Origin of the sequence: Methylobacterium sp. UNCCL125 (genome assembly GCF_900116795.1) — a bacterium.
Classification (GTDB): Bacteria; Pseudomonadota; Alphaproteobacteria; order Rhizobiales; family Beijerinckiaceae; genus Methylobacterium; species Methylobacterium fujisawaense.
Genome location: NZ_FPBW01000049.1, coordinates 1 through 26,637, shown reverse-complemented (window position 1 = coordinate 26,637; position 26,637 = coordinate 1). Strand labels below are relative to the sequence as shown.

The window sequence follows — 26,637 nt, the reverse complement described above, 5'->3', positions numbered from 1 at the left end:
CACGGGTCAGCGACGCTCCCGACATGACGGATATGTCGGCTCCGGGCCGACGCTTTCCCCAACACAGGTGAACCCAATGAAGAACATCGTCATCACCACGCTCGTGGCCAGCGCTTTCCTCGCAGGCCCTGCGCTCGCGCAGGACAAGACCATGCAGAAGCCCGCCGCCGACCAGGCCGGCCAGATGAAGACGCCGCCCGCGGGGACCGCGATGCCCTCGTCGGCGGACGCCATGGGCGGCATGACCATGGCGGACACGGCCACCGCCAAGATCAAGTTCGTCACCGCCAGGCCGGCCGATGTCACGTCCTCGAAGCTCGTCGGCAAGAACCTCTACAACAACAAGAACGAGACCGTCGGCGAGATCGAGGATCTCGTCATCGACAACGGCAAGACGGTCACCGGCGTGGTCGTCAGCGTCGGCGGCTTCCTCGGGATGGGCGAGCGCTACGTCCTGGTCGATCCCGCGTCGATCTTCCTCCATCGCGCCGACGGCAAGCTCAAGGCCATGGTCGACACCGACAAGGACACCCTGAAGAACGCACCCGAGTTCAAGTACGACAAGAAGAACTCCTGACCACGGAGCGAGGGGCGACCAGGCCACGGAGCCTGGTCGCCCCGCTGCGATCCCCCGAAGTGGGCCTCGCGACAACGGTCAAGCGGAATTGGATCGCCGCGACGTCGGGATTACCCCGACAGGCGTCGGTAAGAACGGCGGCCGCAAGTGAACTTCCTTGTCGGTGCCGTCGATCCGGGCGCTACTCGATGCCGTCACGAGATCTTCGTACGGACGGGAAGGCGAGCGCCGATGATCATGGACGTTATCAAGCAGGGCGCACGCGCCCGCACCTCGGGCCGGCCGAGGGATGCCTGCCCCTATCCCGGCGAGTCCCGCGAGCGTCGGGCCTGGTACGAAGGCTATGACGGCTCGGTGTGGGATCTCGGCATGAGGGTGCCGCATCCGACCGTGGCGCTCAGAGGTGCCGCGGCGGCACGCGAAGCCGCGGCTGCCATGAGCCCGGCTGTCGCTTCGGTCTAGGGGGGCGAAGCGACCAAGCCGCCACCCGCGGCCTGTCAAGGCTGCATTGGGCTGCGACCGAGAAATCCTGCAGGTCCCTGCATCCGCTCGTCGCCCCCCGGCGACGAGCGCGAACCGGGATCGTCGCAGGAACCGCGCCTCGACCCGGACGCCCCCCCCTCCTAGGTTCATCGAACAGGAATGCGCGTGCCGGCCGTCGCCTGAAACGAGGTCGACGGTCCGCGCACGTGTTGGCGGAAACGCCCACCAGGGACGTTTCCCTTCGAGTACCGGCGTATGACCCTTTGGAGAGACGGCCGCGACGACCGGCCCGAACTGAGCCGCGGCAACGGTCGCACCTTCGTCGCGCTCGCGCTCGCGGCCGCCATCCCCGTGCTCCTCCTCAGTGGTTGGGTCGCCACGCTGATGGCGCAGCAACAGCGCGAGCTGACCCGCGGCGCGGCCGTGGACAGCGCGAGCCGCGTCGCCGAGCGGGTCGCGTCCGACATCGCCGCGCAGATAGGCGTCCTCGAAGCGGAGGCCGCATCCGCCACCCTCGACAAGCCGGACCTTCCCACCTTCTACGCCGAGGCCGAGCGGCTCAAACGGGGACGCCCCCTGTGGGAGACCGTCGAGCTCGCGAGGCCGGACGGCGTCCAGATCGTCAACCTGCTCCGCTCCCTCGACGACGAGCTCGGACCCACCGCCGACCGCCGAAGCTTCGATACGGTCGTCGGGACGCGTCGCCCCGTGGTCGGGGGCATCGGCCCGGTCGGACCTGTCTCGGGCAAGCGCCTCGTCGCCCTGCGGGTGCCGGTCATCCGGGGCGGCGAACTCCGCTACGTCCTGTCGGTCGGTCTTGCCAACGACGCGGTCAGCTCGATCCTGCGCGACGCCGGCGCCCCGGAGGGTTGGGTCGGGACCATCGTCGACGCCGACGGCAATACCATCGCCCGCACCCAGGCCGAGGCGCAGGAACTCGGGCATCCCGCGAACGAGGCGCTGCGCGCGGCGATCCGGCGAGCCCCCCATGGCTTCTACCAGGGCTCGACGCGGGAAGGCTCGAACGTCGAGGTCGTCTACCGCACCCTGAAGGACACGGGCGGCTGGTCGGTGCATTTCGGGATGCCGGTCGCGACGCTCAACGCACCCGTCTCACGGTCGTACCTCGTCCTGGCAGGGGGCAGCGTGGTCAGCATCGGCCTCGCCCTGGCGCTGGTCGGCCTGGTGGGCCGCGACATGGCGCAACGCCGGGCCGGCGAGCGGGCGCGGTTCGCCCTGGCGCTCAGGTCGAGCGAGGAGCAGGGCGCCGTCGCCACCGAGGCCGCGGAACTCGGCACGCTGCGATGGGACACCGTCCGGGGAAAGGTGACGGGGTCGCCCCGCGCCGCCCACCTGCTGGGTTGGGCGCGCGCCGGCACGGTGGACGGCGAGACGGAGGCCGATGCCGGCACGGTGATCGGGATGGTCCATGCGGACGACCGCGCCCGGCTAGCCGACGACCTGCAGTGGAGCCTGGCGGACGGAGGGGCGCTCGACGTCGAGTTCCGCGTCGACGGTTCGGCTCCCGAGCCGCGCTGGGTACGACTGACCGGCCGAGCGCCCCGGCTGAGCGACGCCGCCGCGGCCGGCCTGATCTACGGCGTCGTGTCCGACGTCGAACCGCGCAAGCGCGCCGAGGCGGAACGCCTCGAACTCCTCCGCCGCCTTGGCGAGGCACAGGAAAACGAACAGCGCCGGATCGCGCGCGAGCTCCATGACCAGGTCGGCCAGACCGTAACGGGGCTGTCCCTCGGCCTGAAGGGCCTGGAGCGGCTCCTCGAAGCCGGCGGTGTCTCGTCGGAAGCCGGTAGTCGGATACGATGGCTGCAAACGCTCGCCGGCGAGATCGGGCGCGACATCCATCGCGCCGCCGTCGACCTTCGCCCGACCGCCCTCGACGACCTCGGGCTGCATGAGGCCCTCGCCACCCTGCTGCGCGAGTGGGGCCAGCGCCACGGGATGCGCGCAGACCTGGAATTCCTCGGCGACCCCGTGCGCCTCCCGGCCGCCGCTGAGGGCGCGGTCTACCGGATCGTGCAGGAGGCGCTCACCAACGTCCTCAAGCACGCCAAGGCCGACACCGTCAGCGTGTCCGTCGAGCATCGGGCCGGGGACGTGCGGGTGATCGTCGAGGACGATGGCGTCGGTTTCGATCCCGATGCCGTTCCCCAACCGGCCGCGGACGGCACGCCGGCCAAGCCACGCCTCGGCCTGTCCGGCATCCGCGAACGGCTGTCCCTCCTGGGCGGTGCGCTCACTTTGGAAGCCTCGCCGGGCGTCGGCACGACGTTGTTCATCACCATCCCCGTTCCGCAGGCCGCCTGCGCATGAAGGACCTGCCCATGGGCCACATCCGCGTCGTCCTCGCCGACGACCATCCCATCGTCCTCGCCGGCATCCGGGCGCTCCTGAACGCGGATCCCGGGGTGGACGTGGTGGGGGAGGCCACGAACGGTGGCGAGGCGCTTCCGCTGATCCGGTCCGTGGCGCCCGACGTCGCCGTTGTCGACGTCTCGATGCCCGGCCTCAACGGTTTCGAACTGACCGAGCGCGTCACCGCCGAGTGCCCGGGCACCAGGGTCCTCGTCCTCACGGTCCACGAGGATGCCGCCTACGTCCAGCCGCTGCTGAAGGCCGGCGCCCGGGGATACCTCCTGAAGCGCTCGGCGGCGGAGGACCTCCTGCGGGCGGTCCATGCCGTCGCGGCGGGCGGCGTCTACCTCGACCCGTCGGTCGCCGGACACGCCCTCGGGGAGGGCTCCGCCACGGCGGCGGGGGCGACGCCATCCGAGACCGGCGAGGCCCTGAGCCCGCGGGAGGCGGAAACGTTGCGCCTGATCGCGCAGGGCTTCAGCAACAAGGAGATCGCGCGGCGCATCGACGTGAGCGTGAAGTCGGTCGAGACGTACAAGGCGCGGGCGGCCGAGAAGCTCGGGCTGCGCACCCGGGCCGAGATCATACGCTACGCCGCATCCCACGGATGGCTCGACGCGCTCGCCTTGCGTTAGCGTCCCGCTTCCGCGGCGTCGCCGGGTCGCCGTCGGTCGTCGCGAACCGGCATGGACCTCATGTGTTGAGGTGGGCCCTTCGGAGATGCATCATGTCTGCCAGAATCCTCATCGCCACCGCCATCGTCATCGCATCGGCTGGTGCTGCATTTGCTCAGACCGCCGCTCCCAATGCTGCCGGAACCGCAACGACGACGACGCGACAGACGCATGAAACCGGGGCCGGAACCACGGGTGGTAACGCGCCGGCCTCCTCCGTAGGCGGGGCCATCTCTGGCAGCGACGCCATGAACAGGGCGACCGCAAACGAAGCCCAGGGCCTGTCGCCGAAGCCATCGCGTCAAGCGCCCGACAGGAAATGACGGCGTCCAGGCCGGGCTAGAAGCCGCGCCTACCGCGGCTGCTTTGGCCGTCGCCAATCCGAGGCGTCCCCGTCCGCGCCGCCCGGGTCACCGCCGGATCCGCCCCCGTAGAGGCTGGTCTCGTCGCCGATGGCAGCGTCGATTTCCGCTCCGCACAGCACGATCACGAAGGACAGCCACAGCCAGAGCAGGAATGCCACGACCGTGCTGAGCGAGCCGTAGGTCACTGCGAAGCTGGCGAACCGACCGGTGAACCACGAGAACAGTCCGCAGGTCAGGAGGAGCATGAGGGCGGCGGCCGCGCCACCGACGGTGACGAACGGCCAGTCGTCCCGCCCGTTCGAGGGAGCGAGCCGGTAAAGCGTCGCCAGTGCGAGCGCGAGCACAGCGAAGAGGACCGGCCAGCGCAAGGAAGAGAACGTGGCGTAGACGCCATCCTGGGGCAGCACGTGCGGCACGAGGACCGCCAACGCCATAGCGCAGACCAGCACGAACAGCGTTCCCAGCGTGCACAGCAAGGTCACGATGGAGAAGCGCAGCCAGCCGCGGCGCTCCTCCGCGTCGAAGATCAGGTTGAGGGCCTTGAACAGCGCGCGCATGCCGCTGTTGGCGCTCCACAGGGTGAAGGCCAGGCCGAGGAGCGGCGCGGCCGGTCCGAGCAGGTCGCCCCCGCGATCCGCCGGGTTCTTCGCCATCGACGCGCCCACGGCCTGCTGCACGATCTTTCGCGTGCTGTCCGGCACGGCCTGCATGGCGTCCTGGAGGAAGCTGCGGACCTCGTCCGCGCCGAGCAGGCGGCTTCCGAGCCAGACCACCAGCGCCACCGCCGGGAACACCGCGAGCGCGACACGGAATGCCACGCCGGACGCCACGAAGCTGACCTGGTCGCCCGACGCCTCGCGCGCCGCATGCCGGGCGACCCGGACCACGGCCCCCCTCATCGTCATCGCCACGCCGGAAAGGCGCACAGCCGGCGCCGCATAAACGACACGGTCCGAAATCGATTCCGCAGGCCGACATCGGTCACGGACCGTCCCGAGGCATGAAGCCCTTCGCCGGAGGTCTCGTCGAACGCCGGGAAACCGAACATCACGGGGCTGCCTGGCCGGTGCGCGTGAAGGTCGCCGCCCGGGTCCTTCCGCATACGTCCTCGCCCTCCGGGTTCCCGGTCGATCCGCCCATCATGCAAGAGGATACGCCGATCCCGATGCCTCTCAAAAGTTGCGGCCTCCGGAAGGTCGGTCTCCGGTGAATTCGAGCGGCGATACGCGAGGATTGTCGGCCGCTTCCGCCGCGTCATGCCTCCTGCCCTTGCCCCACGTTCACCAGCGTCGTCGTCTGGGGTGTTCCCGATTGTCCCTTGAGCACGCTCATCGAGCCATCCGTCTCCAGGACCACGGCGTCGACGATGGCGAGGTCGCCCGCCCCGGAGGACCGAAGCGCGGAGAAAACCTCGTCCTTCGTCACCCTTTGAGCCCGTAACGCCTGCTCCAGGAACAGGCCGTTATGCACGAGCAAGGTCGGCTCGCTCTTGATCAGCCCGTCGACCCAGCTCACCCGCACGGCGAGCCAGGTTATGGCAAACTGGAAGAAGACCAGGACCCCCATCGCAAGCACGCCCTCGGCGAGCGCCACTGACTTGCTGAGCAGCACGGTCGCGAGCGTCGAACCGAGGGCAACCGTCACCACCAGGTCGAAGGCGTTGAGCTTCGTGAGCGTGCGCTTCCCGGAAATCCGGAGGATCGCGACGAGGGCCAGGTAGGCCAACGGACCGACGAGGAGCACCCGCCCCAGCCCCGTCCAACTGTCGAACAGCATGCGTATCCTCCTGGGCCGATGGCCGGGCGAGCTTCCGGGGGCATGCCTTGCCCCCGTCGAACGCGGCGTTCCACGCCGACGCACCAACGGACCGTGCGAGGGCAACGTGCGGGAGCTTGCCGAGGTGCGTCAGGATTGCCCCTAATCGCCCGGGCCGTTCCACGGCCGTCCGCGGGCTGCCGCCGAGGCATCCCGGCGGCGAGGGATCATGCGCCTCGATCCGTGCCGGTGGCCGAGCGGACGAAAGGGTGGATCTCCCTCCCCGCCGCCCGCGCGTGGGCGTGCCCGTGCCCGTCCCGCGGACATGGTGTCGGGATTAGCCCGGCTTCTGTCGGGGTGACCCGCGCGGCCCTGGAAGGCGTCTTGTCGTCCGACCGCGTTTGGGCGCTTCTCACGCCGGCCAAGCAAGCCATCGATGCTGACTTGAAGGTTGGCGACATGCTCATGGATATCATCAGGCAGGGCGCCCGCGCCCGGGCGATGGGGCACCGGGTGGACGATTGCCCCTATCACGGGGAGTCCCGCGAGCGCCGGGCCTGGATCGAGGGCTACGAGGCTTCCTCCTGGGAATTCGGGACGAGCGTGCCGCATCCGGCGCGAAGGCTCCCCGGCACGACGTCTCTCGACGACGACGAGGGTAGGCGCGGCTCCCCGCCTCGATGACGTCCGCCCGGAACCGGGGGGACGGCCAGGTCGGTCCCTCGGTATCCGGGCCGCTTCGTCCCCGCGAGCAAACTCCACCCCGTCGCCTCCGCCCAGCCCCGATGCCGAATTCCGGGTTCCGTCCCGAACTTCCGGACCCGTCACCCGGACCGTCCGTGAAGGTGGGCGACACAAACCAACGAAGGAGGCTTGAACGATGACACGCCATGTCCGGCATTCGCTCAAGGGCCGATCCCTTGCCCGCCTGGAGCGCGTGGTGACCGTGCTGGTGGAGGCCGAACTCGTCGAGGGGGCCTCGCCGCCGGACCTCGTCGCGCGCCTGCATCGCCTGGAGGAAACCGTGCGCGAGACGCATCGCGACCGTCAGACGCTTCAGGTCATCGCGTCGGGGCTCCGCCTTCTCGGCAAGGCGAACGGAACCGCGCCGGTCAGGACGGCTTCATCGGATGAGCCGCTCGAAGTCCCGTGACGGACCGGCCCACCCCGCATCACCGCGTACGAGCCGGCCCGTCCCTCGTCGGGATCCGGTGAGGCGGGTCGGCTTGGACGCCCCCCTTGTCCCGGTCCGGTCCGCGATTGCGCCACGTCGGATAACAGGTCGGCTGCCATGAAGGCCCATGATCCTACGGACGTTGGCAACGCGGACCGGACCGGGACGAGCCGATGGGGCCGGGGAAGTCTCCGGACCTTCGTCGCCCTGGCGTTCGCGGCGGCCATACCCCTGCTGCTGCTGAGCGGCTGGATGGCCACGCTCATGGCGCAACAGCAGCGCGACCAGACCCGTGGGGCGGCCGTGGTCAGCGCCACCCGGGTGGCCGAACGCGTCTCGTCGGACATCGCCTCGCAGATCGCGGTCCTCGGTGCCCAGGCGGCATCCGCCAGCCTCGACAAGCCGGACCTCGCGGCCTTCTACGCCGAGGCCACGCGGCTCAAGACGGCGCATCCCCTGTGGGAGACGGTCGAGCTCACGACCCCGTCCGGCGCACAGATCGTCAACCTGCTGCGCTCGCTCGATACGGAACTCGGCCCGACCGCCGACCGCCGGAGCTTCGATGCGCTCATCGAAACGAAGCGCCCGGTGGTCGGCGGCATCGGACCGGTCGGGCCGATCTCGGGCCAGCGCCTCGTCGCCCTCAGGGTGCCGGTCATCCGGGGCGGGGAGCTCCGCTACGTGCTCTCGGTCGGGTTGGCGACCAACGCCGTCAGCTCGATCCTGCGCGACGCCGGGGCGCCGGAGGGCTGGGTCGGCACCATCGTCGACGGGGACGGGAACACCATCGCCCGCACCCGCGGGGAAGCACGGGAACTCGGGCACCCGGCGAACCCGGCCCTGAGGGCCGCCATCCGGCGCGCCCCGCAAGGATTCTACAGCGGACCCTCGTTGGAGGGGCCGGACATCGACGTCGTCTACCGTACCCTGGAGGACACGGGCGGATGGTCTGTGCACTTCGGCATGCCGGTCGCGGCGCTGAACGCACCGGTGGCCCGGTCGTACTACGTGCTGGCCGGCGGCAGCGTCCTGAGCTTCGGCCTGGCCCTCGGGCTCGTCGGCCTGGTGAGCCGCGATATGGCCCAGCGGCGCAGCGGCGAGCAGGCGCGCTTCTCGCTCGCGCTGCGGTCGAGCGAGGAGGAGAAGGCTCTGGCCGTCGAGGCCGCCGAACTCGGGACCCTGCGGTGGGATACGGGGCGGGGACGGGTCATCGGTTCCGGGCGGGCGGCCGACCTGCTGGGATGGGATGCGGAGGCATCGCAGGATCGCGAGACCCAGGCCGACGCCGAAAAGATGCTCGATGCGGTCCACGACGAGGACCGGGACAGGCTCGCCGATGCGGTCCGACGCTGCATCGCGGACGGCACGCCCCTCGACGAGGAATTCCGGGTCAAGGGGCCGGAAGGTCATCGGCGATGGGTCAGGATGATCGGCCGCGTGCCGGAATCGTTCAAGGCCACGCCGGCCGCGCTCATCTACGGCGTGGTGGCGGATATCGAGCCCCGCAAGCGCATCGAGGCCGAACGGTTCGACCTGCTCCGCCGTCTCGGCGAGGCGCAGGAGGACGAGCAGCGCCGGATCGCGCGCGAGCTGCACGATCAGGTCGGCCAGACGGTCACGGGCCTGTCCTTCGGCCTGAAGAACCTGCAGGGGCTCCTGGAAGCCCGGGAAGCCTCCGGCGAGGAAACCCGCCAGGTGCTATGGCTGCGGACCCTCGCGGGCGAGATCGGGCGCGACATCCATCGCGCCGCCGTCCAGCTCCGTCCGACCGCGCTCGACGATCTCGGCCTGCGCGAAGCGCTCGCCACCTTGCTGCGCGAATGGACCCTTCGCCACGGCATCCCGACCGACCTCCAGTTCACGGGCGCACCCTCCCGGCTGCCCGCGGACATCGAGACGGCCCTCTATCGGATCGTTCAGGAAGCCCTCACCAACATCCTCAAGCACGCGCAGGCACGCACCGTCAGCGTCTCGGTCGAGCGGCGTCCGGACGAGATCGGCATGGTCATCGAGGACGACGGCGTCGGCTTCGACGCGGAGGCAGGTCCGGAACCGGTCGACGCCGGGCCGGCCGCCAGGCCGCACCTCGGCCTGTCGGGCATCCGGGAACGCTTGTCCCTGCTGCGGGGAACGCTCACACTGGAGACGGCGCCGGCCTGCGGTACGACGCTGTTCATCCGTGTCCCATCACCGCCCCGATCCGCGTGACGCCGAGCAAGGGGCCAACCATGGACCGTATCCGCGTCGTCCTCGCGGACGACCACCCGGTCGTCCTCGCCGGGATCAGGACGCTCCTCAGCGTCGACCCCGGCATCGAACTCGTCGGCGAGGCCGGGAACGGCACCGATGCCCTGTCGATCATCACCGGCCTCAGGCCGGATGTCGCCGTCATCGACGTATCCATGCCGGGCATCAACGGCCTCGAACTGACCGAGCGGGCGACGCGCGACTGTCCGGGCGTCAGGCTCCTCGTCCTCACGGTCCACGAGGACGTGGCCTACGTCCAGCCCCTGCTCCATGCGGGCGCACGGGGATATCTCCTCAAACGGTCGGCGCCCGAGGATCTCCCGCGCGCGGTGAGGGCCATCGCCGCCGGCGGCATCTATCTCGACCCCGCCATAGCACGCCATGCCATGGGCGACCCGGCCGGTGGTGCCGAACCGGGCGATGCCGGCGAAGCGCTGAGCTCGCGCGAGACGGAGGTGCTGCGCCTGATCGCGCAGGGCTTCAGCAACAAGGAAATCGCCCGTCGCATCGACGTGAGCGTGAAATCCGTCGAGACCTATAAGGCGCGGGCGACCGAGAAGCTCGGGTTGCGCACGCGGTCCGAGATCATCCGATACGGGGTCTCGCACGGCTGGCTGGACGCGCTCGCGCTTCGCTAGCGGCATCGGTCAGCGTCGATCCCGGCTCCCGCCCTCCCATACGATCCCCGGCCTCCTTCCCCAAGCCCGGCGGGCGACCCGGCGAAGGCGTCCGCCCCTCGGAGGCGTTCGCACGGCACCCCGCGTTCCGGCGGACGCCGGCCGGCACTCGACGCCGGGCCAGCGCCTGGGCAGGGCGAACCCTGACACGGTCGCCGCGAACTCCGACAGGCAAATACCAGGGCCCGACTTAGATGATCTGGTATCCGAGCATTCTTCCGGAGAAAGGGAACAGAACATGTTCCCCTCCAGACAGGCAATGGATTTGCCCGGAAGAGTCTGGATCATGGCAACAGCGTGAGGAGACGCCTTCATGTCCATTTCTAAGCTAGGGACGCTTGCCATCGGCGTCATCGGGGCTGCAGCGGTCCTCGGTGGCTCCGGCGGCGCCTCGGCCGGCGACGGCACGGCACAGTCCCTTCTCGCCGACCTCAGGTCGAGCGGCGCGGGTCTCACCTACGTGCGGGGCGGTCGCCACGACGGCCACATGCGCGGCCATCGTGCGGGACGTCATCGCGCCTTCGGGGGACGGCGCTTCGGCCATGCCGGCCATGGCTATCACCGGTATCGAGGCTATGGCCGCGGATACGGTTATCGTCGCGGCGGCTACGGAGCTGGCGGTGCGGCCCTCGGCGGCCTGGCCGCCGGCGCAATCGTCGGGGGAGCGCTCGCTGCCCAGGCGGCACAGGGTGGTGACGCCGCCGGTCCGTCACGCGCCGACGTCGCCTCCTGCTCGCGGCGCTTCAAGTCCTACGACGCGTCCTCCGGCACCTACCTCGGCTACGACGGCCAGCGCCACGCCTGCCCCTGAACGGTCACGCATCGTTCCCCCGACCCCCTCGGGGACGTCCGAAAGGCTCCCGCAAACCTTTCCTATGGCGAGCGGACCGGACGCCCCCCGATCAAACCCGATAACTGGAGAATGACCTCATGACCCGTACGAAAGCCTCGTGGAACGTCGACCTCGCCAAGGGCCTGGCCTCAGGCGTCCTGCTGCTGGCCCTTGCCTCGCCCGCCTTCGCCGTCTCCATCAAGAACAACGACACGAAGGAGCATACGGTCACCGTGGACCGTGGCTCGACACAGACCGACAAGAAGGTCGCGGCCGGTGACACGCTGCAGGTCGACTGCCCGGAACTCTGCGGATTCCGGGTCGTCGGGTCGGGCTACGGACGCCAGCCGGGCCCCGACGGCAAGCTGATGATCGACAAGGGCGGCATGCTCCACTTCACCGAAGAGACCGGCGCACCCAAGGCCCAGTGACGGCCTGGCTGCCTCGCCGAGAGGAGCTCGATCCCTTGAAGTGAAAGGAAGACCGATGAATCCGTTGAAGCTTGCTCTGCCGGCGCTGCTGGTCCTGACCGTCCCGGCCCTTGCCGCACCTTGCGGCACCGGTGCCCTGAAGGCGAAGGATCCGACACCCGGGCAGGTGGCCCCGAAGAGTTCGGACGTGGACCGTTCGAGCAAGAACCTTGCGGGCGGCCCGCAACCGGCCTCGCCCGGCACCGTGGGCGCGATGAACAATGCCGGCGCCAACCAGCGTCTCGGCGAGAAGCCCGGCTCGGAAGCCGGGATCGACCAGGGCAAGGGCGTCGGCACGTCGAGCAAGAACCTCGCCGGAGGCACGCAGCCGGCCTCGCCGGGCACCGTCGGGGCGGTGAACAACGCCGGGGCCGACCAGAAGCTCGGAAGCTCCGCCACCAAGGACGACGACTGCTGATCGTCGGCGAACCCTGCGGGGGTCGTCGGCCATGACGGCCCCCGTGCCTTCCGCCGGCGGTTCGGCGTTCTACGCGCCATCCTCGCCCGGTGTGGCCGCATGACCGGCACCCCGGGGACGATGTGCCAGCTGCTCTTCCACTTCTCCGGCTCCGACAACACACGGCCGCGATCACGACGGCCGCCGCCGCAAGCGGCATCGTCACCAATTAGCTTGACCGAAGCGCGCCGATCCCGAGGATCACCGCGATGACGCCGAGCAACCTGTTCCTGTTCGCGTCGCTCGTGTTCAACGGGCGCATTCCCGTTCCCGGACCTTGCGGCCACGTCCCCGCAGCCGCCGGACGCGCACGGATAACCTCAAGGGAAGGTCACGAGACCGGAGGGTCGTCGTGTCGCCGCCCATCCTCGACCCGCCACCGGGATTTGGGCGGATCCCGGCCAGCCGGCCAGCCTTCCCGTTGCCTGGTACGGTCGCCGTCGGTTTCCTCCGTCTGGTCGTGGAAGAGTACCTGCGAGGTCGGGTAAGGCAGGTCGATGCCGGCCTCGGTCAGCGCCTCCTTCACGCCCATGATCGCGCCGTCCAGGGCATCGACCGCGTCCCGGCGACGGGGCGGGTCGATCCAGAACCGTGCAACCATGTCGACGCCGGCGGCCCCGAGGCCGGTCACCAGCGCTTCCGGCGGCGGATCCGCGAGGACGCCGTCGGTCCGGCCGAGGGCTTCCGTGACGACGCGCCGGGCCTTCCGGATGTCGTCGCCGTTGCCAATGGTCAGCGGGAAGGACAGCCGGCGTTTGTCGTGCGCCGTGATGACGGTGATCTTGTCGACGAACAGCGTCGCGTTCGGGATCAGGACCCGCTCGTTGTCGTAGGTGCGGAGCACCGTGGCGCGCACCCACACATCCTCGACCGTACCTTCGTAGGAACCGGCCCGGATCTGGTCGCCGATCACGAAGGGACGCGTCAACAGGATCAGGATGCCGGCGAGCAGGTTCTGGAGGACGTCCCGGAAGGCGAAGCCGATGGCCACGCCGCCGATGCCGAGAAGGTTGAAGAGGTCGGCGGCCGAGACCGAGGGAAAGGCCACCGAGGCCGAGACGAGGAACGCGACGAGGATGGTGGCGCCGCCGGCGATGCGTCCCAGCACCGCGGCCGATCCGGGCGAGGCGTCGCGCAAGGCGGCCGCCCGGCGCACCGCCGCACGAACGCCCCGGGCGATCAGCAGCCCCAGGCCGAAGAGCAGCAAGGCTATGGCGAGCCCGGGAACCAGCGCCACGGTCGAGCGACCGAGTTGTTCCAGCCGTTCGAACGCTTCCGAGAAGATCATGTGGCAACCGCTGTCATGGGATGGCGGCAGGGGGCGGTCCGCCCTCCTGCACTGGTTCGCCCCCCGGGGAGGAGGCGGCTCGTCCCATGTCCGGGGAGCCCTCGGCTATCGGCGGGGGCCGCCGGTGGTCTGGCCGTATTGCTTGGCTCCCGGACGCCGCGACGGCATGTTGGCGTTGCCGCCGCTGCGACGGTGACGCCGCATCTGGCGGCGGGACATGCGGACCTCAATGAGGTCGTGCGTGCTCCCGGCCATGACGCCGGCGGCGGGGACGGGCAAGGCCTGCGACGGGAGGGTCGCGGCGCCGAGGCCGAGACCGGCCAGGAGTGCGGAGGCGAGGATCGAACGATTCATGTCTGTATCCTTAGGTCCATGGTGGCGGCGGTTGCGTGGAAGTACCGGATTTCGCGAGAGGATCCCCGGCGTCCGCCGTGACCCAATCTTGGGGTGGCCGAGGTGTTCCGGTGCGAAGGGCCCGTCGCGGGGGCTCACACGGAGGTGACCCCGCTCGCTTGAGGTGACGGCGTGGCTCCGTCGCGCCGCGGCTATCCGGTGGCTGGCTTGAACGTCATGTCCTTGAAGCGCGCGCAGGAGCCCGCCGTCTCGCCGAGTTGGAACGTATCCTGGCCACCTTCTTGGAAATGGCAGCGCATCGGGAACTGGGCCGTCCCCGCGTCACCCTTGGGGTCGGACAGGACCAGGAGGTTGCTCTGGGAGGCGAACTGCCATTGTCCCTCGACCTTCCGGTTTCCCTCCGTCTCGTCCATGCGGAAGGTGTTGTCGGCATTGAGCCGCAGAGAGACCGGACCGGCGGTGAAGGTCCTGCCCCTGTAGGTATCGAACGTGCCCGTCCTCGATGCCGTCGCCTGCGTGTTCGGTGCCGGGGCGGGAACGGCCGCGGCGGTCTCCGGTCGCGGCGCGCCGGTCGGATCGCCGACCTTGGGCTCCGTCGCCGAGGTCGTTCCCTTCTGGGGCTGCGAGGATTTCTGCTCGTCGCAGCCGGCCAACGCGAGAAGCGCGACGGCGGGGATGATGATGGTCCTGAGCATAAGCCGATCCTCGTGTGGGAGGTGAGCCCGTACGGGCTGGCCCGGGGGATGCCGTTTCCTGGCATCCCTCGGCCTGCGGAGGGGGGATGGGCGGGTCGGTCCGCTTGCGTCCTGCGACCGGCCCGCCCGTTCACGGTCCCTCGGAGGGACCGTTCGGGATCACTGCATCACGGACAGGTTCGCCTGGTCGTCGTCGTTCAGCTTGCGGTAGTCGGCGACGTCCTTACGCCAGTTGTCCATGTTCTCGACGTCCCGCTCGCTGACGCCGCGGATCACCAGCCGGTCTTTGCCCTTGACCGAGAAACGCTCCAGCGGGAACGCGACCTTGTCCTCCCCGAGGCCCAGGAAGCCGCCGTGGGAGACGACGACGTAGCGCTTGCTGTCCTTCTGGCTCATGACCACGCGGTCGACCTCGCCGAGCTTCTTGCCCTTGGCGTTGTAGACATCCATGTCGTCGAGCTGCTTGACGCGCATGGCGTGCGCCGCCGTCGCGCCCGACCCGGTGCTGGCGGTCGAGTCGATGAGCCCGAACTCCTTCTCGTACGCCTGGCGCTGGTCGGCAGTGCGCGCGCCGCGGTCCTCGCCCTGGTCGGACAGACCCGTCCGCTCGACCTTGACCTGCGGCTGCCCCTGCTGCTGCACGATGCTGACCTTCGGCTGCTCCTGGCTGTACTGGATCTGGGGCTGGCCCTGCCGCTGGACGTTCACGTCGGCGGGGTCCTGGGACTGAACGACCTTCAGCTGCGGCGCGGCCTGCGATACGTCGACGTCCGGACGCGGCATCCGGACCGTGATCTCGGGCCTCGGGATGTTGACCGTCACGGTCGGCGCCAGCTGATGCACGGTGATCTGCGGCTGCATCTGATTCAGGGTCACGGTCGGCTGGGCCTGCTGGACGCGGATCTGGGCCGCCCCCTCCTGGAGCGCGATGCGGGCCTTGTCGTTGGGATTGTCCGTCCCGGCCGAGCTCGGGTCGAGCTGGGCCAGCGTGTCGTGGCAGGAGCCCGCCTTGTTGTCGCGCTTCCATCCCCGGACGGTGTCGGGCTTCACCTTCGCGTTCTCGGGCTTCTCCTTGTCGAGGAGCGTGATGAGGCGGTCGCAATCGGCGAGGCTGGCCTGGTTCTGCTGGGATCCGGCCGCGTTCGTCGTGGCGGTGCCGGACTGGGCCATCGCCGCGGAGGCGAAGAGTGCCGACGAGCCGAGTAGTGCCATCGCGAGGGTGCGCATCGTCTTTCTCCTTGATGTGATCCGGCGGGTGATGCCGTTCCGGTTGCGGTTTCCCGCTTCGGGCGCCGGGCGAGCCGTCGTTGCCGGTGCATGATCACAGGTGGCGTCGCCCCCTCGGCGAACGAGTCGGGAGATGCGGTGCCACCGCGTCGGGACGAGCCCTACGCGGGCGTCAGGATGTCCGTTCTCCCGGGGGGCGCGTCACGAGGGGCCGGAGCGGTGCCGGCGCGAGGGTCGGGCAGGTCGGGAGATCGGCCGATTGGCCGGGGCGAAGGCCGCTTCTCAGGCGTCTGCCGCGGCGGTCCCGAAGCGTTCGTAGCGCTGCTCCAGGTCCATCAGGTCCGCCGGTTCGGCGACGTCGCGACGGCCTGCCGCGATGACCAGGCCGGCGTGCCTGCGCAGCTCGGCTCGTCGGTCCTCCCTACGCTCGACCTCGGCGACCCGGGTCAGCACCTCCAGCATGCGGACCAGGACGTGGACCGAGCCGTCGGCGTTCTGCCGGATCATGTGCAGCATCGCATCGCAGAGCCCGGCGTAGTCGGTCATCGGCTGGACGAGCACGATCCGGCCGTCACGGGCGGTCACCCCGCTCGGCATGAACCGCGGGGCGAGCCTGCACAGTGCGTCGCCGAGGTGGTCCACGACGCTGCCGGCCGTGAACGGATCATTGGTGCCGGGCGAGAGCGCCCGGACCGCGACCTCGCTCAGCTGCCGGACGGCATACTCCAGGTCCTGCAGGGCCGCCGGGCGCGGGCCGAAGGTGAGGGCTCGGTCGAGCGCCTCGGTGGCGTCCTCGACGGCGCCGGAGAGATGCGCCAGGGGCAGGCCGGCCGGGACGTAATCGCCCTGGCGCACGCGCAGCGAGACCAGGACCTTACGCTCGTGCGCCCAGTCGGCGAGGCTGTCGGCGTCGACGGCCTGGAGGTAGCCGCTTCCCGACGCCGTCGCGTTCCCGGCCCCGGGGATCGGGAGGGTGCTCCGGACGTCCGGCTCTTCGAGGGTGTGCTTCCCGATGGCGTCGCAAAGGTCGTCGTGGACGGCGTCGACGACGGTCTCGACGTTGATGCCGATGGCGGTGTGGTGGACGAACCAGACGAGGGTGGCGACGCTGAGCATCGCCAGCGCGATGGCGCCGCTGACCGCGAGGTGCGGGACGAAGGGCGTCTCCTGGACGGTGCGGACGGTCCGCAGCACGATCAGGGCGTAGGCGAAGGTGCCGAGGAAGATCCCGAGCACGACCTGGTTGCGGGCGTCGCGGGTGAAGTTCCGCAGCAGGCGCGGTCCCATCTGGCCGGACGCCATGGATAGGGCGGCGATGGTGATGGAGAAGGTGGTGCCGGCGACCCCGATGGTCGAGGACGCCACCGCGCTCAGGAGAGCGCGCGCGCCCTCCGCCCCGCCGGTGTAGCCCCAGTTCGAGGCCGGCGAGGAGGCGTCGTAACCGGCGATGCGGGCCGTCTCCAGCCAGACCGCGAACTGTCCGAGCCCGAGGCATGCGAGCACGATGATGCCGGGGCGCAGCCAGAACTGATCGCCGAGGGTTTCCAGCCAGGCCCTCAGGCGCGAATTCATGCCGCCGCCTCGTTCCGGGGATGCAACATCTCGGCATTGGAGCGGCTACCCCTGTCCGGCTTGGGTGCCAGCAGGAGCACCGCGGCGCCCACGGCCATGCAGGACAGGGACCCGAGCAGGACGCCGATCTTTGTCTCGGCCTCAAGCTCGGGGCTGTCGGCGAAGGCGAGAAGCCCGATGAACAGGCTCATGGTGAACCCGACCCCGCACAGGAGCGAGAGACCGTAGAGGTGCCACCAGCCGGCATGGGCGGGGCGCTGGGCCCATCCCAGCCTCACCGCGGCCACGACCGCCCCGAACACCCCGACCTGCTTGCCGACGAACAGGCCCAGCGCCACGCCGAGCGTAACCGGATCGAGCAGCATCTTCGTGGTCATGCCGGCGAACGACACCCCGGCGTTGGCGAACCCGAACACCGGCAGCACGAGGTAGGACGACCACGGATGGATCGCGTGCTCCAGGATGTGCAGCGGCGAGGTCGGGTCGTCGGGCTTTCCGATGCTGAGGCGAAGGGGAATCGTCAGGGCCAGCAACACCCCCGCGATGGTGGCGTGGATGCCGGACTTCAGGACCAGGAACCACAGCACGGCGCCGAGGACGAGGTAGGGCGTGAGCCGGCTCACCCCGGCCTTGTTCATCCCGAACAGGACCGCGAACACGGCCGCCGCCCCGCCGAGCATCGGCAACGACAGGTCGGCGGTGTAGAACGCGGCGATGATCAGGACCGCGCCGAGGTCATCGATGATGGCGAGCGCGGTCAGGAAGATCTTGAGCGACACCGGCACGCGCGATCCGAGGAGGGCTAGCACGCCGAGCGCGAAGGCGATGTCGGTGGCGGTCGGGATCGCCCAGCCGCGCAGGGTCTCGGGCGACGACCGGTTGACGGCGACGTAGATCAGCGCCGGGGCGACCATGCCCCCGAGGGCGGCGACGCCGGGCAGGACCCGGTCCGGCCATGTCCGTAGGCGCCCGTCGAAGACCTCACGCTTGATCTCCAGGCCGACCAGCAGGAAGAACACCGCCATAAGGCCGTCGTTGACCCAGTGCAGCACGCTGAGGCCGCCGACGTAGGTCTTCAGTGTGGCGAAGTAGGTCTCGGACCACCCGGAGTTCGCGATGGCGAGCGCCAGGGCGGCGCTCGCCATCAGGATCAGGCCGCCCGTCGCCTCGCCACGCAGGATGTCGCGAAGGGCGGAGATCGGGCGGCGGAGGGGACGGGTGGCGTTCATGCCCCTGGCCTGCCAGCTGCGTCCGGTGAGTGCAAACGTCCCGGGACCACTCGGTTAAGACGGCCGGGCGCCCGACCCATCAACGGACCTTGCGGCTGCGTTCCAGGACCGGCTTGTGCCCCTCGGCATCGAGGGCACCCGAAGGCGCGATGCCTTGGTTCGGCAGGTTCCGCATGCCCTTTCCCGCGGTGCGCGACGACGGACGATGGGCGGCGGGGTCGCCGGCGGCGCGCTTCATCCTCAGGGCGCGGCGCGCGTTCCCCGTCATCTCGCTCCGGGCGGCGACGTGCCTCCGGCGCTCGTGCTCCCGGCTGGCGCGCTTGAGCGCGCCGGCCAGGACCGCGCCCTTGCGCTTGGTCCCGCTGTTGTCGGTCGCCGCCCGCGCGCCGGAGGGGGCGGCCTTGCCCCGGACCTCGCGGCGCTGTTGGCGGGAGATGTCGCGGGCCCTGTCGCGACGGTCGCGCAGGCGCCTGACCAGATCGGAAAGCGCCCCGTCGTCGAGGTTCCTCAGCGCCGGATGATGGGCCTGGGCGACCATCTCATGCTCGTCGCCGCTCAACAGGCGTGCCTCGTCCTTGCGTGTCGCCGACATGCGTCGCTCCTCGGTTGGCGGATCGCTCCCGACCGTTCGGGACCACTCTCCGCCCTCAACGTGTCAGACGTCCCGATGGGGCCGCCCCATCCATCCGTGGCCCGCGACGGGGAGGCCCCCGGGATGTAGACCCCCGGCATGGACGCCATGAAGAACCGCCTGAGGGACCTCTACGAAGGCGACACCGACCGGGCCCACCGTTTCCGCTACGGGCTGCTCGTCTTCGACGTCGCCACCATCCTCTTCATCGTGGTGTCCTCGTTCATGCCGCGCGCACCGTTGGTGGAAGGGGTCGACGTCGTCATCGGGTTGGCGGTGCTCGCGGATTTCACGGCCCGCCTCGCCATCGCGCGTCACCGCTGGCGGGAGTTCCTGCGCCCGACCACCTGGGCCGACATCGCCGCGCTGGCGTCCTTCCTCGCGCCCGTCGTCGGCGAGGGCGCGGGATTCCTTCGCATCATGCGGACCCTCCGGCTGCTGCGGACCTACCAGCTCCTCGACCGCCTACGTTCCGACAGCGGGTTCTTCCGCCGGAACGAGGAGGCGGTGCTCGCCGCCACCAACCTCGCGGTGTTCGTGTTCGTGATGACGGGGCTGGTCTACGCCACGCAGCACCGCACGAACCCCGCCATCGGCAACTACGTCGACGCCCTGTATTTCACCGTCACCTCGCTCACGACCACGGGCTACGGCGACATCACGTTGTCGGGCACGGGCGGACGCCTGCTTTCGGTCGTGGTGATGCTCTGCGGCGTGACGCTGTTCCTTCGCCTGGCGCAGGTCCTGTTCCGCCCCAACAAGGTTCGCCATCCCTGTCCGGCCTGCGCCCTGCAGCGCCACGAGCCGGACGCCGTCCATTGCAAGGCGTGCGGGACCGTCCTGTGCATCCCGGACGAGGGGGCCTACTGAGGCGAATGCCCTCCGGAGCCCCTGTCCGCACGCCAGGCCGCCGGTTGCCGGTTCGCCGGCGGCGCCGCCTCCGGCAACCCTGTCGACCCGACGCCGATGCCCTTTCGGCGACGCCCGACGTTACGGGATGGGTGCCCCCGGGCGGACAGGACTTATCACGTGATCTCGATCTTCGACCTGGCGGCGATGCTGCTCACGCTCTCCGCCCTGTTCGGCTGGCTGAACCGTCGTTTCCTGCGGATGCCGCACACCATCGGCCTTCTGGTGATGGGCCTGCTGGCCTCCCTGGCGCTGGTGCTTGCCGACGTGGCGTTCCCAAAACAGCATCTCTACGAGGATCTCACCCGCGTCCTCGACCAGGTCGACTTCACCGGCGTGGTGATGAACGGCATGCTGGCCTTCCTGCTGTTCGCCGGCGCCATGGGCCTGGACCTGCGGGCCCTTCGCGACCGCGCCCTGGCGGTGGCGACGCTCGCCCTGCTGGGCACGCTGATCTCGACCGCCCTAGTCGGGGGCGCCTTCTGGGCCGCCGCGCAGGCGCTGGGCAATCCCATGCCGTTCGCCTGGGCGCTGGTGTTCGGGGCGCTCATCAGCCCGACCGATCCGGTCGCCGTGCTGGCCACCCTCAAGAACGTGCAGGTCCCCGAGGCCCTTGAGGTCGAGATGCAGGGGGAGGCCCTGTTCAACGACGGCATCGGCATCGTGCTGTTCACGGTCCTCGTCGCCTTCGCGTCCGGATCGGGCGGCGAGGCGACCGGCGCTGGTGGTATCGCGACGCTCCTCCTGCACGAGGCCGGGGGTGGCTTGGTCCTCGGCGTCGTGACCGGCTACGTCGCCTACCGCGCGATGCGGGCCATCGACGACTTCCCCGTCGAGGTGCTGATCACCCTGGCGCTCGTCACCGGCACCTACGCGCTCGCCCAGAAGCTCGGGGCCAGCGGACCGCTGGCCGTGGTCGCGGCCGGTTTGCTCATCGGCGAGCGCGCCCCGCGCTACGCGATGAGCGACAACACCCAGAAGTACGTCTCGGCCCTCTGGACCCTGATCGACGAGGTCCTCAACTCGGTGCTGTTCCTGCTGATCGGGCTGGAGGTCCTCGTGCTCCGGTTCCAGGTCTCGGGCCTGACGCTGGCCGCCTGTGCCGTCCCCATCGTGCTGCTCGCCCGCCTCGTCGCCGTGACGGCGCCGGTGCTGCTCTTCCGCTGGGGCGGCAACCTTTGCCTCGGCAACGTGCCGTTCCTGACCTGGGCGGGGGTGCGCGGCGGCATCTCGGTGGCGCTGGCGCTCTCCATCCCGGAGAGTGACGCCAAGCCCGCGATCCTGGCGGCGACCTACGCGGTGGTGCTCTTCACCATCATCGTCCAGGGCTCCACCCTCGGCATGGTCGCGCAGCGCACGCTGCGCGCCGGCTGAGAGATGCCGCTCACGGCTCCGGCCCGCGCCGGGACAGGTCGTCAGCCGTCGGCCGGCACATTCTCATCGGACATCGAATCCCCACATGGTCTTCACCGTCCTCCTCGTCCTCATCCCGATCTCGGCGGCGCTGAAGTACCTCGTCGGCGCTTCGCCGCTCCTGGTGTTCGCCTCCAGCGCCCTCGCCATCGCCGTCCTGGCGGAGTGGGTCCGACGCGCCACCGACCAGCTTGCCGACCGGGTGGGGCCTGCCATCGGCGGCCTGCTCACCGTCAGCTTCGGCAGCATCGCCGAGCTCGTCCTGGCGCTGTTCGTGCTGCTGCGCGGCGAGGCAGCGGTGGTGCAGGCGCAGATCGCCGGCTCGATCATGGGGACCAGCCTGTTCGGGCTCGGCCTCGCCATCATCGTCGGCGGGGCGACCCGGGAGCGGCAGAAGTTCAGCGCGGAGCGCGCCGGATTGCTGTCCACCCTGCTGATCCTCGTCGTCATCGCCCTGTTGCTGCCGGCCGTGTTCGACCTCAGCGGACGCATGTCCGGCCAGGGGAAGACGCTGAGCATCACCGACGAGGAGGTCAGCCTCGGCGTCTCCGTCGTCCTCCTGCTGCTCTATCTCGCCAACCTCGCCTTCACGCTGGTCACCCACCGCGACGTGTTCTCGAACGACAAGGGCAGCGGCGAGGCGGATTGGAGCCTACCGTTCGCCATCGGGGTCCTGATCGCCGCGACGGTCGCCATCGCCTTCGAGTCCGAGATGCTCTCGGGGACGATCACCCAGGCCGCCGGGAGCCTGCACCTCTCGCCGATGTTCCTCGGCGTGATCGTGCTGGCCCTGGTGGGCACGGCCGGCGACCTGTTCGCGGCGGCCTGGTTCGCGCACGAGGACCGCATGGGGCTGGTGCTGAACATCTGCATCGGCTCGGCGATCCAGGTGGCGCTGGTGCTGGCGCCGCTCCTGGTCATCATCTCCTGGGCGCTCGGCCATCCGATGTCGCTGGTTTTCTCGAACCCGCTGCACCTCTTCGGCATCGCGAGCACCGCCTTCATCGTAAACGCTATTGCCCGCGACGGCGAAACCACGTGGTTCGAAGGCACCTTGCTGCTCGGGGTCTACGTCCTGTTCGGCCTGGCCTTCTTGTTCGCGAGCCCGGCCTGAACCCCAATATGGTACCGCGCCATCGCGGATAGCGGGGGGACAGAAGACTGACCGGCACCACCAGTCCGATTACAGCCCTGTTGGCCATTCCATCGAATGGGGTTCTGCCTACGCGGCGTCGGGATGCCGGCGAAAGCGTGCGCCCGTGATCCTGGCCATCGCCGATGCGCTCCACCACTATGTTCGAGGCCTTCCTATCAGGCCGTCCCGAGGGTTGTGATACCATGTCTCCCGGGCACGCCCCCCTTTTTGAATGCATGATACGCGCACATTGAGAATCGCGCTTTGAATAGTTAATCTATACCGGTAAAAATCAGGCCGTGACTGCGTGATCTGTTGCGGTAATTTTATAGTTTGCCAAGGATGGAACTGCTTTGGTTCCGAGGCCGTTCTTAAACCATGCAAAACATGTCTGGAAATTCTTTACGCATGAACAAGATCGCACTCGTTGCGACAGCAGCATTGGGCCTTGGCTTGTTGGCTTCGCCATCTGCTGAGGCTCGTGGCTTCGGTCACGGTGGCGGCTTCGGTCACGGTGGCGGGTTCGGCCACGGTGGCGGCTTTGGCCGTGGCGGCTTCGGTCACGGCGGCTTCGGTCGGGGCTTCGGCGGCGGGTACAAAGGAGTCGGTTTCGGACGCGGCGGCTTCGGCGGGTACAGGGGCGTCGGCTTCGGCGGTGGTTATGGTCGTGGCTATGGCGGGTACCGCGGTGGGTATGGCCGCGGATACTACGGCGGCGGCTACGGTCGCCGGGGCATCGGGCCAGGTGCCGTGATCGGGCTTGGTATTGCCGGCCTCGCCGCTGGTGCCATCGCATCGAACGCCTACGGTGGCTATGGGTACGGTGGATACGGCTACGCTCAACCGGTGGGTTACGGCTACGGCGGTGGTTACGGTTATGGTGGTGGCTACGGCTACGGCCGCCCAGTCGGTTACGGTTACGGCGCCGGTTACGGTTATCCGGCCTATGGTTGCGGATACTGATATCCGAGCATGGTTCGAGCTTGGGGCCGTCCTCGGGCGGCCCCTTCTTTTTGGCTATCTATCGTTGGCGCATACGGTGTTGGCTGCGGCGTTCCGCCTCGCTCACCCAATAGAACCGTATGAAATTGAACAATGCCCGTGCAGGGATCTTTAGTGATAAGGAGTTGATGCAAGCAAGGTCATGGACCGCTCCCGACGCGTATGGGAGAAATCGTGCCTCGATATTTTTTCAATGTTTATGATGGCATTGCTTCGATAGACAAGATCGGAACGGATTTTCCTAGCTTGAAAGATGCCAAGCATGAGGCTGTGCGCCGTGCGGGGCAGTTATTGCGAGACAACACTGGCAGTATCGCGAATGGCGAAGACTGGCATCTTGAAACTGTAGATAAATTCGGATTGGTTTTATTTCGATTGGATATTTTGGCAACCGACGCGCCCGTGGCGCGGCCTGATCCATTGATGAAGCGCTAGACTTGAGCGCATTTCGTGACGTCTTCCTGATCCGCTTTGGCGCGGTATCCAAGTCAACTTCATCCTCGCTTGCACCAGCCTCGCGCGCGGCTTCGCCGAACCGGCGGCGCTGTTCCTCAGGCGTCAGCTTCCTAGCGGCTCAACGAACCGAAGCAATCGTGGGAACAACGTTCCCTTATCCATGCTCGGCTTGGGAGTACGCACCCGGCGGAACGGTCCTGGAAGCATGGCCGTTCACCAGTGTCGCCGGACTGGTCTCAGACCCGATCCAGGCCACCAACAATTTGAGAGGAAGCCCGATGAGGAAGTCACTGTTTGCCGTCGCCGCCCTGGCAGCGCTCGGCGCCATCGGCATCGCCGCACCTGCCTCTGCCGCTCCCGGTGTGATCGGCGCCGTCGATGCCACGACCAACATCGTTGACGTCCGCATGGATGGCATGCACGGCCATCGCGGCCACGGCCGCATGATGGGTCACCGTCACGGTCACCGCCACATGATGCGCCACCATCACCACCGCGGCCACATGATGCGCCATGGTCATGGCCATCGCCACCACCGCATGTGATCGTCCAGGGGCCCTTCGGGGCCCCTCTCCATATCTGCGTGAGTCGACGACGAGGCGATGCCGCCTCGAAACTAGCCCGGGCGACTTTGGAGAGTGCAAGCGTCGGCCTGACTGCAGGAACGACGTTGGACACCCTGCGCCTGATGGTCGCCACGGGCATGGGCATCACCCCTGCTGCCGGCGCTTGAAGTCCCTTCGGATGTGTTGCGAGAGAAACTCGTCGTCGCCCGACCCCTGTCGTCCGGGGCACCGGTCAGGAACCTTACAATGGCCTGGCACAGCGCTTCTCCCCGGCACAGGACGCACGTGTTGCTGGCGACTACCGTCGGCGAGTGCCTCACGCACTAGGGTCTGATGGGCCAAGGCATCCCGGCATCATAGCTGACCCACCTCGATGTGAAAGGTTCGCCTTCCGATTTTCCGCCCGCCACATGGCATCCGTCAGCCTCCACCGTCGAGGTTTGCGATTGATGGGAATGGGTACAGGGTCGTCCTCCTAAGCCGCCGGCGCGGCGAGGATTGACGGGGTTCGTTCAGTGCCCCCGCAAGGCGAAGGTCGCCCCTGGCTTGTCGTGCGTGCCGATGCGCTCGACCATGGTCGCCGTCGCCTCGTTCATGCCCACGATCTCCACCGCGATGCCGTGGTGGCGGAACTTGAGGACCACCCGGTCGAGGGCGTTGATCGCCGAGATGTCCCAGAAGTGCGCTGCCTGTAGATCTATCACAACGCCCCTGAGGGACTCCTCGCGGAAGTCGAAGGCTGCGTGAAAGGCCTCCGCCGTGGCGAAGAAAATCTGTCCGGTCACCTGGTAGGTGCGCACGTCGCCCTCGCCGCGGGACGAGCGGACGGCGAAGAACTTCGTGACCTTGTGGGCGAAGAAAAGCCCGCTCAGCACCACGCCGAACAGGACGCCCTTGGCGAGGTCGTGGGTCGCGACTACCACCGCCACGGTGCCGAGCATCACGAAGCTCGATGCCTTCGGGTGGGTGACCAGCGTCCCGAGCGACTTCCACTGGAAGGTGTTGATCGCCACCATGATCATCACCGCCACGAGGGCGGCCATCGGGATCCGGGCCACGTAGGTACCGAGCACGACGATCAGGAACAGCAGGAAGGCGCCGGCCCAAAGGGTCGAGAGCCGCCCGCGCCCGCCCGACGAGACGTTGATGACGGACTGGCCGATCATGGCGCAGCCGGCCATGCCTCCGAGGAAGCCGGAGGCGATGTTGGCCACGCCCTGGCCGGCGCATTCGCGGTTCTTGTTCGAACCCGTGTCGGTCATCTCGTCGACGATGGCCGCCGTCATCAGGCTCTCCAGCAGCCCGACCATGGTCAGTGTCAGCGAGACCGGCAGGATGATCCAAAGGGTGTCGAGGGTGAACGGCACCTGCGGCAGGGCTACCCACGGCAGCTCACTGGGGAGCGCGCCCATGTCGCCGACCTTGTGGATGCCGAGGCCGAGGTACATCGAGACGGCGGTGAGCAGGACGATGGTGACCAGCGGCGACGGCACCGCCTTGGTCAGGTACGGCAGGCCGTAGATGATGCCGAGACCGATGGCGGTCATGACGTAGACCGTGGTGCCCTGGCCCAGCAGCTCGGGCATCTGCGCCAGGAAGATCAGGATCGCCAGGGCGTTGACGAACCCGGTGACCACCGACCGCGAGACGAACCGCATCAAGTTGCCGAGCCGAAGCACCCCGGCGACGATCTGGAGAAGTCCGGTGAGGATGGTGGCGGCGAAGAGGTAGCCGACGCCGTGGTCCTTCACGAGGCCGACCATGAGCAGCGCCATGGCGCCGGTGGCGGCCGAGATCATCGCCGGCCGGCCGCCGGCGAAGGCGGTGACCACGGCGATGCAGAAGGAGGCGTAGAGGCCGACCTTGGGGTCGACGCCGGCGATGATCGAGAAGGCGATGGCCTCCGGGATCAGGGCCAGCGCCACGACCGTGCCGGCCAGGAGTTCACGGGTGACGTTCGGAGCCCATTCGCTCCGGAGGTGTGCGAGGTTCATGGTGGGTGGGAGACTTTCCTCGTCCCGCACGCGAAGCGTCATCGATCCGGTGCAGGATGCGCAAGACGATGGGTCGGCCTCC

The 26,637-nt window shown here is 68.8% G+C and carries 28 protein-coding genes; 17 read left to right on the top strand and 11 right to left on the bottom strand.

The features are described 5' to 3' along the window. The first annotated feature begins 76 nt into the window (after window positions 1-76). The 5 genes from BM396_RS30020 to BM396_RS32420 all read left to right on the top strand — a co-directional run bounded on the left by BM396_RS30020 (window position 77) and on the right by BM396_RS32420 (window position 4,430). Complete coding sequence (locus tag BM396_RS30020) at window positions 77-577, top strand: PRC-barrel domain-containing protein (protein ID WP_043387649.1); 501 nt, start codon at window positions 77-79, stop codon at window positions 575-577. A 231-nt stretch (window positions 578-808) separates the two neighbouring features. Continuing rightward, window positions 809-1,039 carry a ribosome modulation factor gene (locus tag BM396_RS30015; RefSeq protein WP_043387648.1) on the top strand — a complete coding sequence of 77 codons (231 nt, stop codon included), beginning with the start codon at window positions 809-811 and terminating at the stop codon, window positions 1,037-1,039. Window positions 1,040-1,315: 276 nt separating this feature from the next. After that, window positions 1,316-3,391, top strand: coding sequence for an ATP-binding protein (locus tag BM396_RS30010; RefSeq protein ID WP_043387647.1), 2,076 nt, complete (start codon window positions 1,316-1,318; stop codon window positions 3,389-3,391). Between the two features lie 11 nt (window positions 3,392-3,402). After that, window positions 3,403-4,068, top strand: coding sequence for a response regulator transcription factor (locus tag BM396_RS30005; protein WP_043387646.1), 666 nt, complete (start codon window positions 3,403-3,405; stop codon window positions 4,066-4,068). 92 nt (window positions 4,069-4,160) lie between these two features. Beyond that, a complete protein-coding gene (locus BM396_RS32420; protein ID WP_139239576.1) occupies window positions 4,161-4,430 on the top strand; it encodes a hypothetical protein in 270 nt (89 codons plus the stop codon). A 29-nt stretch (window positions 4,431-4,459) separates the two neighbouring features. Here the strand turns inward: BM396_RS32420 and BM396_RS30000 are convergent, their stop codons facing one another. Together BM396_RS30000 and BM396_RS29990 are read right to left on the bottom strand one after the other, a co-directional pair. Continuing rightward, entirely contained in the window at window positions 4,460-5,371 is a 912-nt protein-coding gene (locus tag BM396_RS30000; RefSeq protein ID WP_170867526.1) for a YihY/virulence factor BrkB family protein, read from the bottom strand. Between the two features lie 355 nt (window positions 5,372-5,726). Next, entirely contained in the window at window positions 5,727-6,248 is a 522-nt protein-coding gene (locus BM396_RS29990; RefSeq protein ID WP_043387638.1) for a DUF421 domain-containing protein, read from the bottom strand. Between the two features lie 444 nt (window positions 6,249-6,692). Between BM396_RS29990 and BM396_RS29985 the strand changes: the two genes are divergently transcribed. The 7 genes from BM396_RS29985 to BM396_RS29955 all read left to right on the top strand — a co-directional run bounded on the left by BM396_RS29985 (window position 6,693) and on the right by BM396_RS29955 (window position 12,045). Then, entirely contained in the window at window positions 6,693-6,911 is a 219-nt protein-coding gene (locus tag BM396_RS29985) for a ribosome modulation factor (protein ID WP_244539007.1), read from the top strand. Between the two features lie 196 nt (window positions 6,912-7,107). Next, a complete protein-coding gene (locus BM396_RS29980; RefSeq protein ID WP_051976269.1) occupies window positions 7,108-7,380 on the top strand; it encodes a hypothetical protein in 273 nt (90 codons plus the stop codon). A 138-nt stretch (window positions 7,381-7,518) separates the two neighbouring features. Beyond that, the gene (locus BM396_RS29975) at window positions 7,519-9,609 is read left to right on the top strand and encodes a sensor histidine kinase (RefSeq protein WP_043387636.1); all 2,091 of its coding nucleotides are present in this window, start codon (window positions 7,519-7,521) and stop codon (window positions 9,607-9,609) included. A gap of 20 nt (window positions 9,610-9,629) precedes the next feature. Beyond that, on the top strand, window positions 9,630-10,286 hold the full coding sequence (locus BM396_RS29970; protein ID WP_043387634.1) for a response regulator transcription factor: 657 nt from the start codon (window positions 9,630-9,632) through the stop codon (window positions 10,284-10,286). Between the two features lie 352 nt (window positions 10,287-10,638). Then, complete coding sequence (locus BM396_RS29965) at window positions 10,639-11,136, top strand: BA14K family protein (protein WP_051976268.1); 498 nt, start codon at window positions 10,639-10,641, stop codon at window positions 11,134-11,136. Between the two features lie 119 nt (window positions 11,137-11,255). Next, window positions 11,256-11,588: a hypothetical protein gene (locus BM396_RS29960; protein WP_043387632.1), complete on the top strand. Its 333-nt coding sequence runs from the start codon at window positions 11,256-11,258 to the stop codon at window positions 11,586-11,588. 55 nt (window positions 11,589-11,643) lie between these two features. Continuing rightward, a complete protein-coding gene (locus BM396_RS29955) occupies window positions 11,644-12,045 on the top strand; it encodes a hypothetical protein (protein WP_051976267.1) in 402 nt (133 codons plus the stop codon). A 370-nt stretch (window positions 12,046-12,415) separates the two neighbouring features. Here BM396_RS29955 and BM396_RS29950 read toward each other — a convergent pair whose 3' ends face one another. The 7 genes from BM396_RS29950 to BM396_RS29920 form a co-directional block, all read right to left on the bottom strand. Further along, complete coding sequence (locus tag BM396_RS29950) at window positions 12,416-13,372, bottom strand: mechanosensitive ion channel family protein (protein WP_043387630.1); 957 nt, start codon at window positions 13,370-13,372, stop codon at window positions 12,416-12,418. 105 nt (window positions 13,373-13,477) lie between these two features. Further along, entirely contained in the window at window positions 13,478-13,726 is a 249-nt protein-coding gene (locus tag BM396_RS29945) for a hypothetical protein (RefSeq protein ID WP_043387627.1), read from the bottom strand. Between the two features lie 191 nt (window positions 13,727-13,917). Then, a complete protein-coding gene (locus BM396_RS29940; protein ID WP_043387626.1) occupies window positions 13,918-14,421 on the bottom strand; it encodes a hypothetical protein in 504 nt (167 codons plus the stop codon). Between the two features lie 159 nt (window positions 14,422-14,580). Next, a complete protein-coding gene (locus BM396_RS29935; protein ID WP_051976266.1) occupies window positions 14,581-15,648 on the bottom strand; it encodes a PRC-barrel domain-containing protein in 1,068 nt (355 codons plus the stop codon). Between the two features lie 282 nt (window positions 15,649-15,930). After that, on the bottom strand, window positions 15,931-17,220 hold the full coding sequence (locus BM396_RS29930) for a DUF2254 domain-containing protein (RefSeq protein ID WP_043387623.1): 1,290 nt from the start codon (window positions 17,218-17,220) through the stop codon (window positions 15,931-15,933). Beyond that, complete coding sequence (gene nhaA, locus BM396_RS29925; RefSeq protein WP_043387621.1) at window positions 17,217-18,449, bottom strand: Na+/H+ antiporter NhaA; 1,233 nt, start codon at window positions 18,447-18,449, stop codon at window positions 17,217-17,219. The genes BM396_RS29930 and nhaA overlap by 4 nt, the downstream gene beginning before the upstream one ends. A gap of 79 nt (window positions 18,450-18,528) precedes the next feature. After that, the gene (locus BM396_RS29920; protein ID WP_043387619.1) at window positions 18,529-19,041 is read right to left on the bottom strand and encodes a hypothetical protein; all 513 of its coding nucleotides are present in this window, start codon (window positions 19,039-19,041) and stop codon (window positions 18,529-18,531) included. 138 nt (window positions 19,042-19,179) lie between these two features. On the opposite strand from BM396_RS29920, the gene BM396_RS29915 reads away from it, so the two are divergent. The 5 genes from BM396_RS29915 (at window position 19,180) to BM396_RS32415 (ending at window position 23,974) form a co-directional block, all read left to right on the top strand. Then, on the top strand, window positions 19,180-19,950 hold the full coding sequence (locus BM396_RS29915; RefSeq protein WP_043387617.1) for a potassium channel family protein: 771 nt from the start codon (window positions 19,180-19,182) through the stop codon (window positions 19,948-19,950). Window positions 19,951-20,109: 159 nt separating this feature from the next. Further along, entirely contained in the window at window positions 20,110-21,363 is a 1,254-nt protein-coding gene (locus BM396_RS29910; RefSeq protein ID WP_043387616.1) for a cation:proton antiporter, read from the top strand. A gap of 85 nt (window positions 21,364-21,448) precedes the next feature. Continuing rightward, window positions 21,449-22,516: a calcium/proton exchanger gene (gene cax, locus BM396_RS29905; RefSeq protein WP_043387614.1), complete on the top strand. Its 1,068-nt coding sequence runs from the start codon at window positions 21,449-21,451 to the stop codon at window positions 22,514-22,516. A 429-nt stretch (window positions 22,517-22,945) separates the two neighbouring features. Further along, the gene (locus BM396_RS29900) at window positions 22,946-23,500 is read left to right on the top strand and encodes a hypothetical protein (protein WP_081948773.1); all 555 of its coding nucleotides are present in this window, start codon (window positions 22,946-22,948) and stop codon (window positions 23,498-23,500) included. A 213-nt stretch (window positions 23,501-23,713) separates the two neighbouring features. Further along, the gene (locus BM396_RS32415; protein WP_139239574.1) at window positions 23,714-23,974 is read left to right on the top strand and encodes a DUF6894 family protein; all 261 of its coding nucleotides are present in this window, start codon (window positions 23,714-23,716) and stop codon (window positions 23,972-23,974) included. Window positions 23,975-24,282: 308 nt separating this feature from the next. On the opposite strand, the gene BM396_RS29890 is transcribed toward BM396_RS32415, so the two are convergent. Next, the gene (locus BM396_RS29890; RefSeq protein ID WP_139239573.1) at window positions 24,283-24,522 is read right to left on the bottom strand and encodes a hypothetical protein; all 240 of its coding nucleotides are present in this window, start codon (window positions 24,520-24,522) and stop codon (window positions 24,283-24,285) included. Window positions 24,523-25,073: 551 nt separating this feature from the next. Continuing rightward, complete coding sequence (locus BM396_RS29885) at window positions 25,074-26,555, bottom strand: SulP family inorganic anion transporter (RefSeq protein ID WP_091995262.1); 1,482 nt, start codon at window positions 26,553-26,555, stop codon at window positions 25,074-25,076. Between the last annotated feature and the right edge of the window lie 82 nt (window positions 26,556-26,637).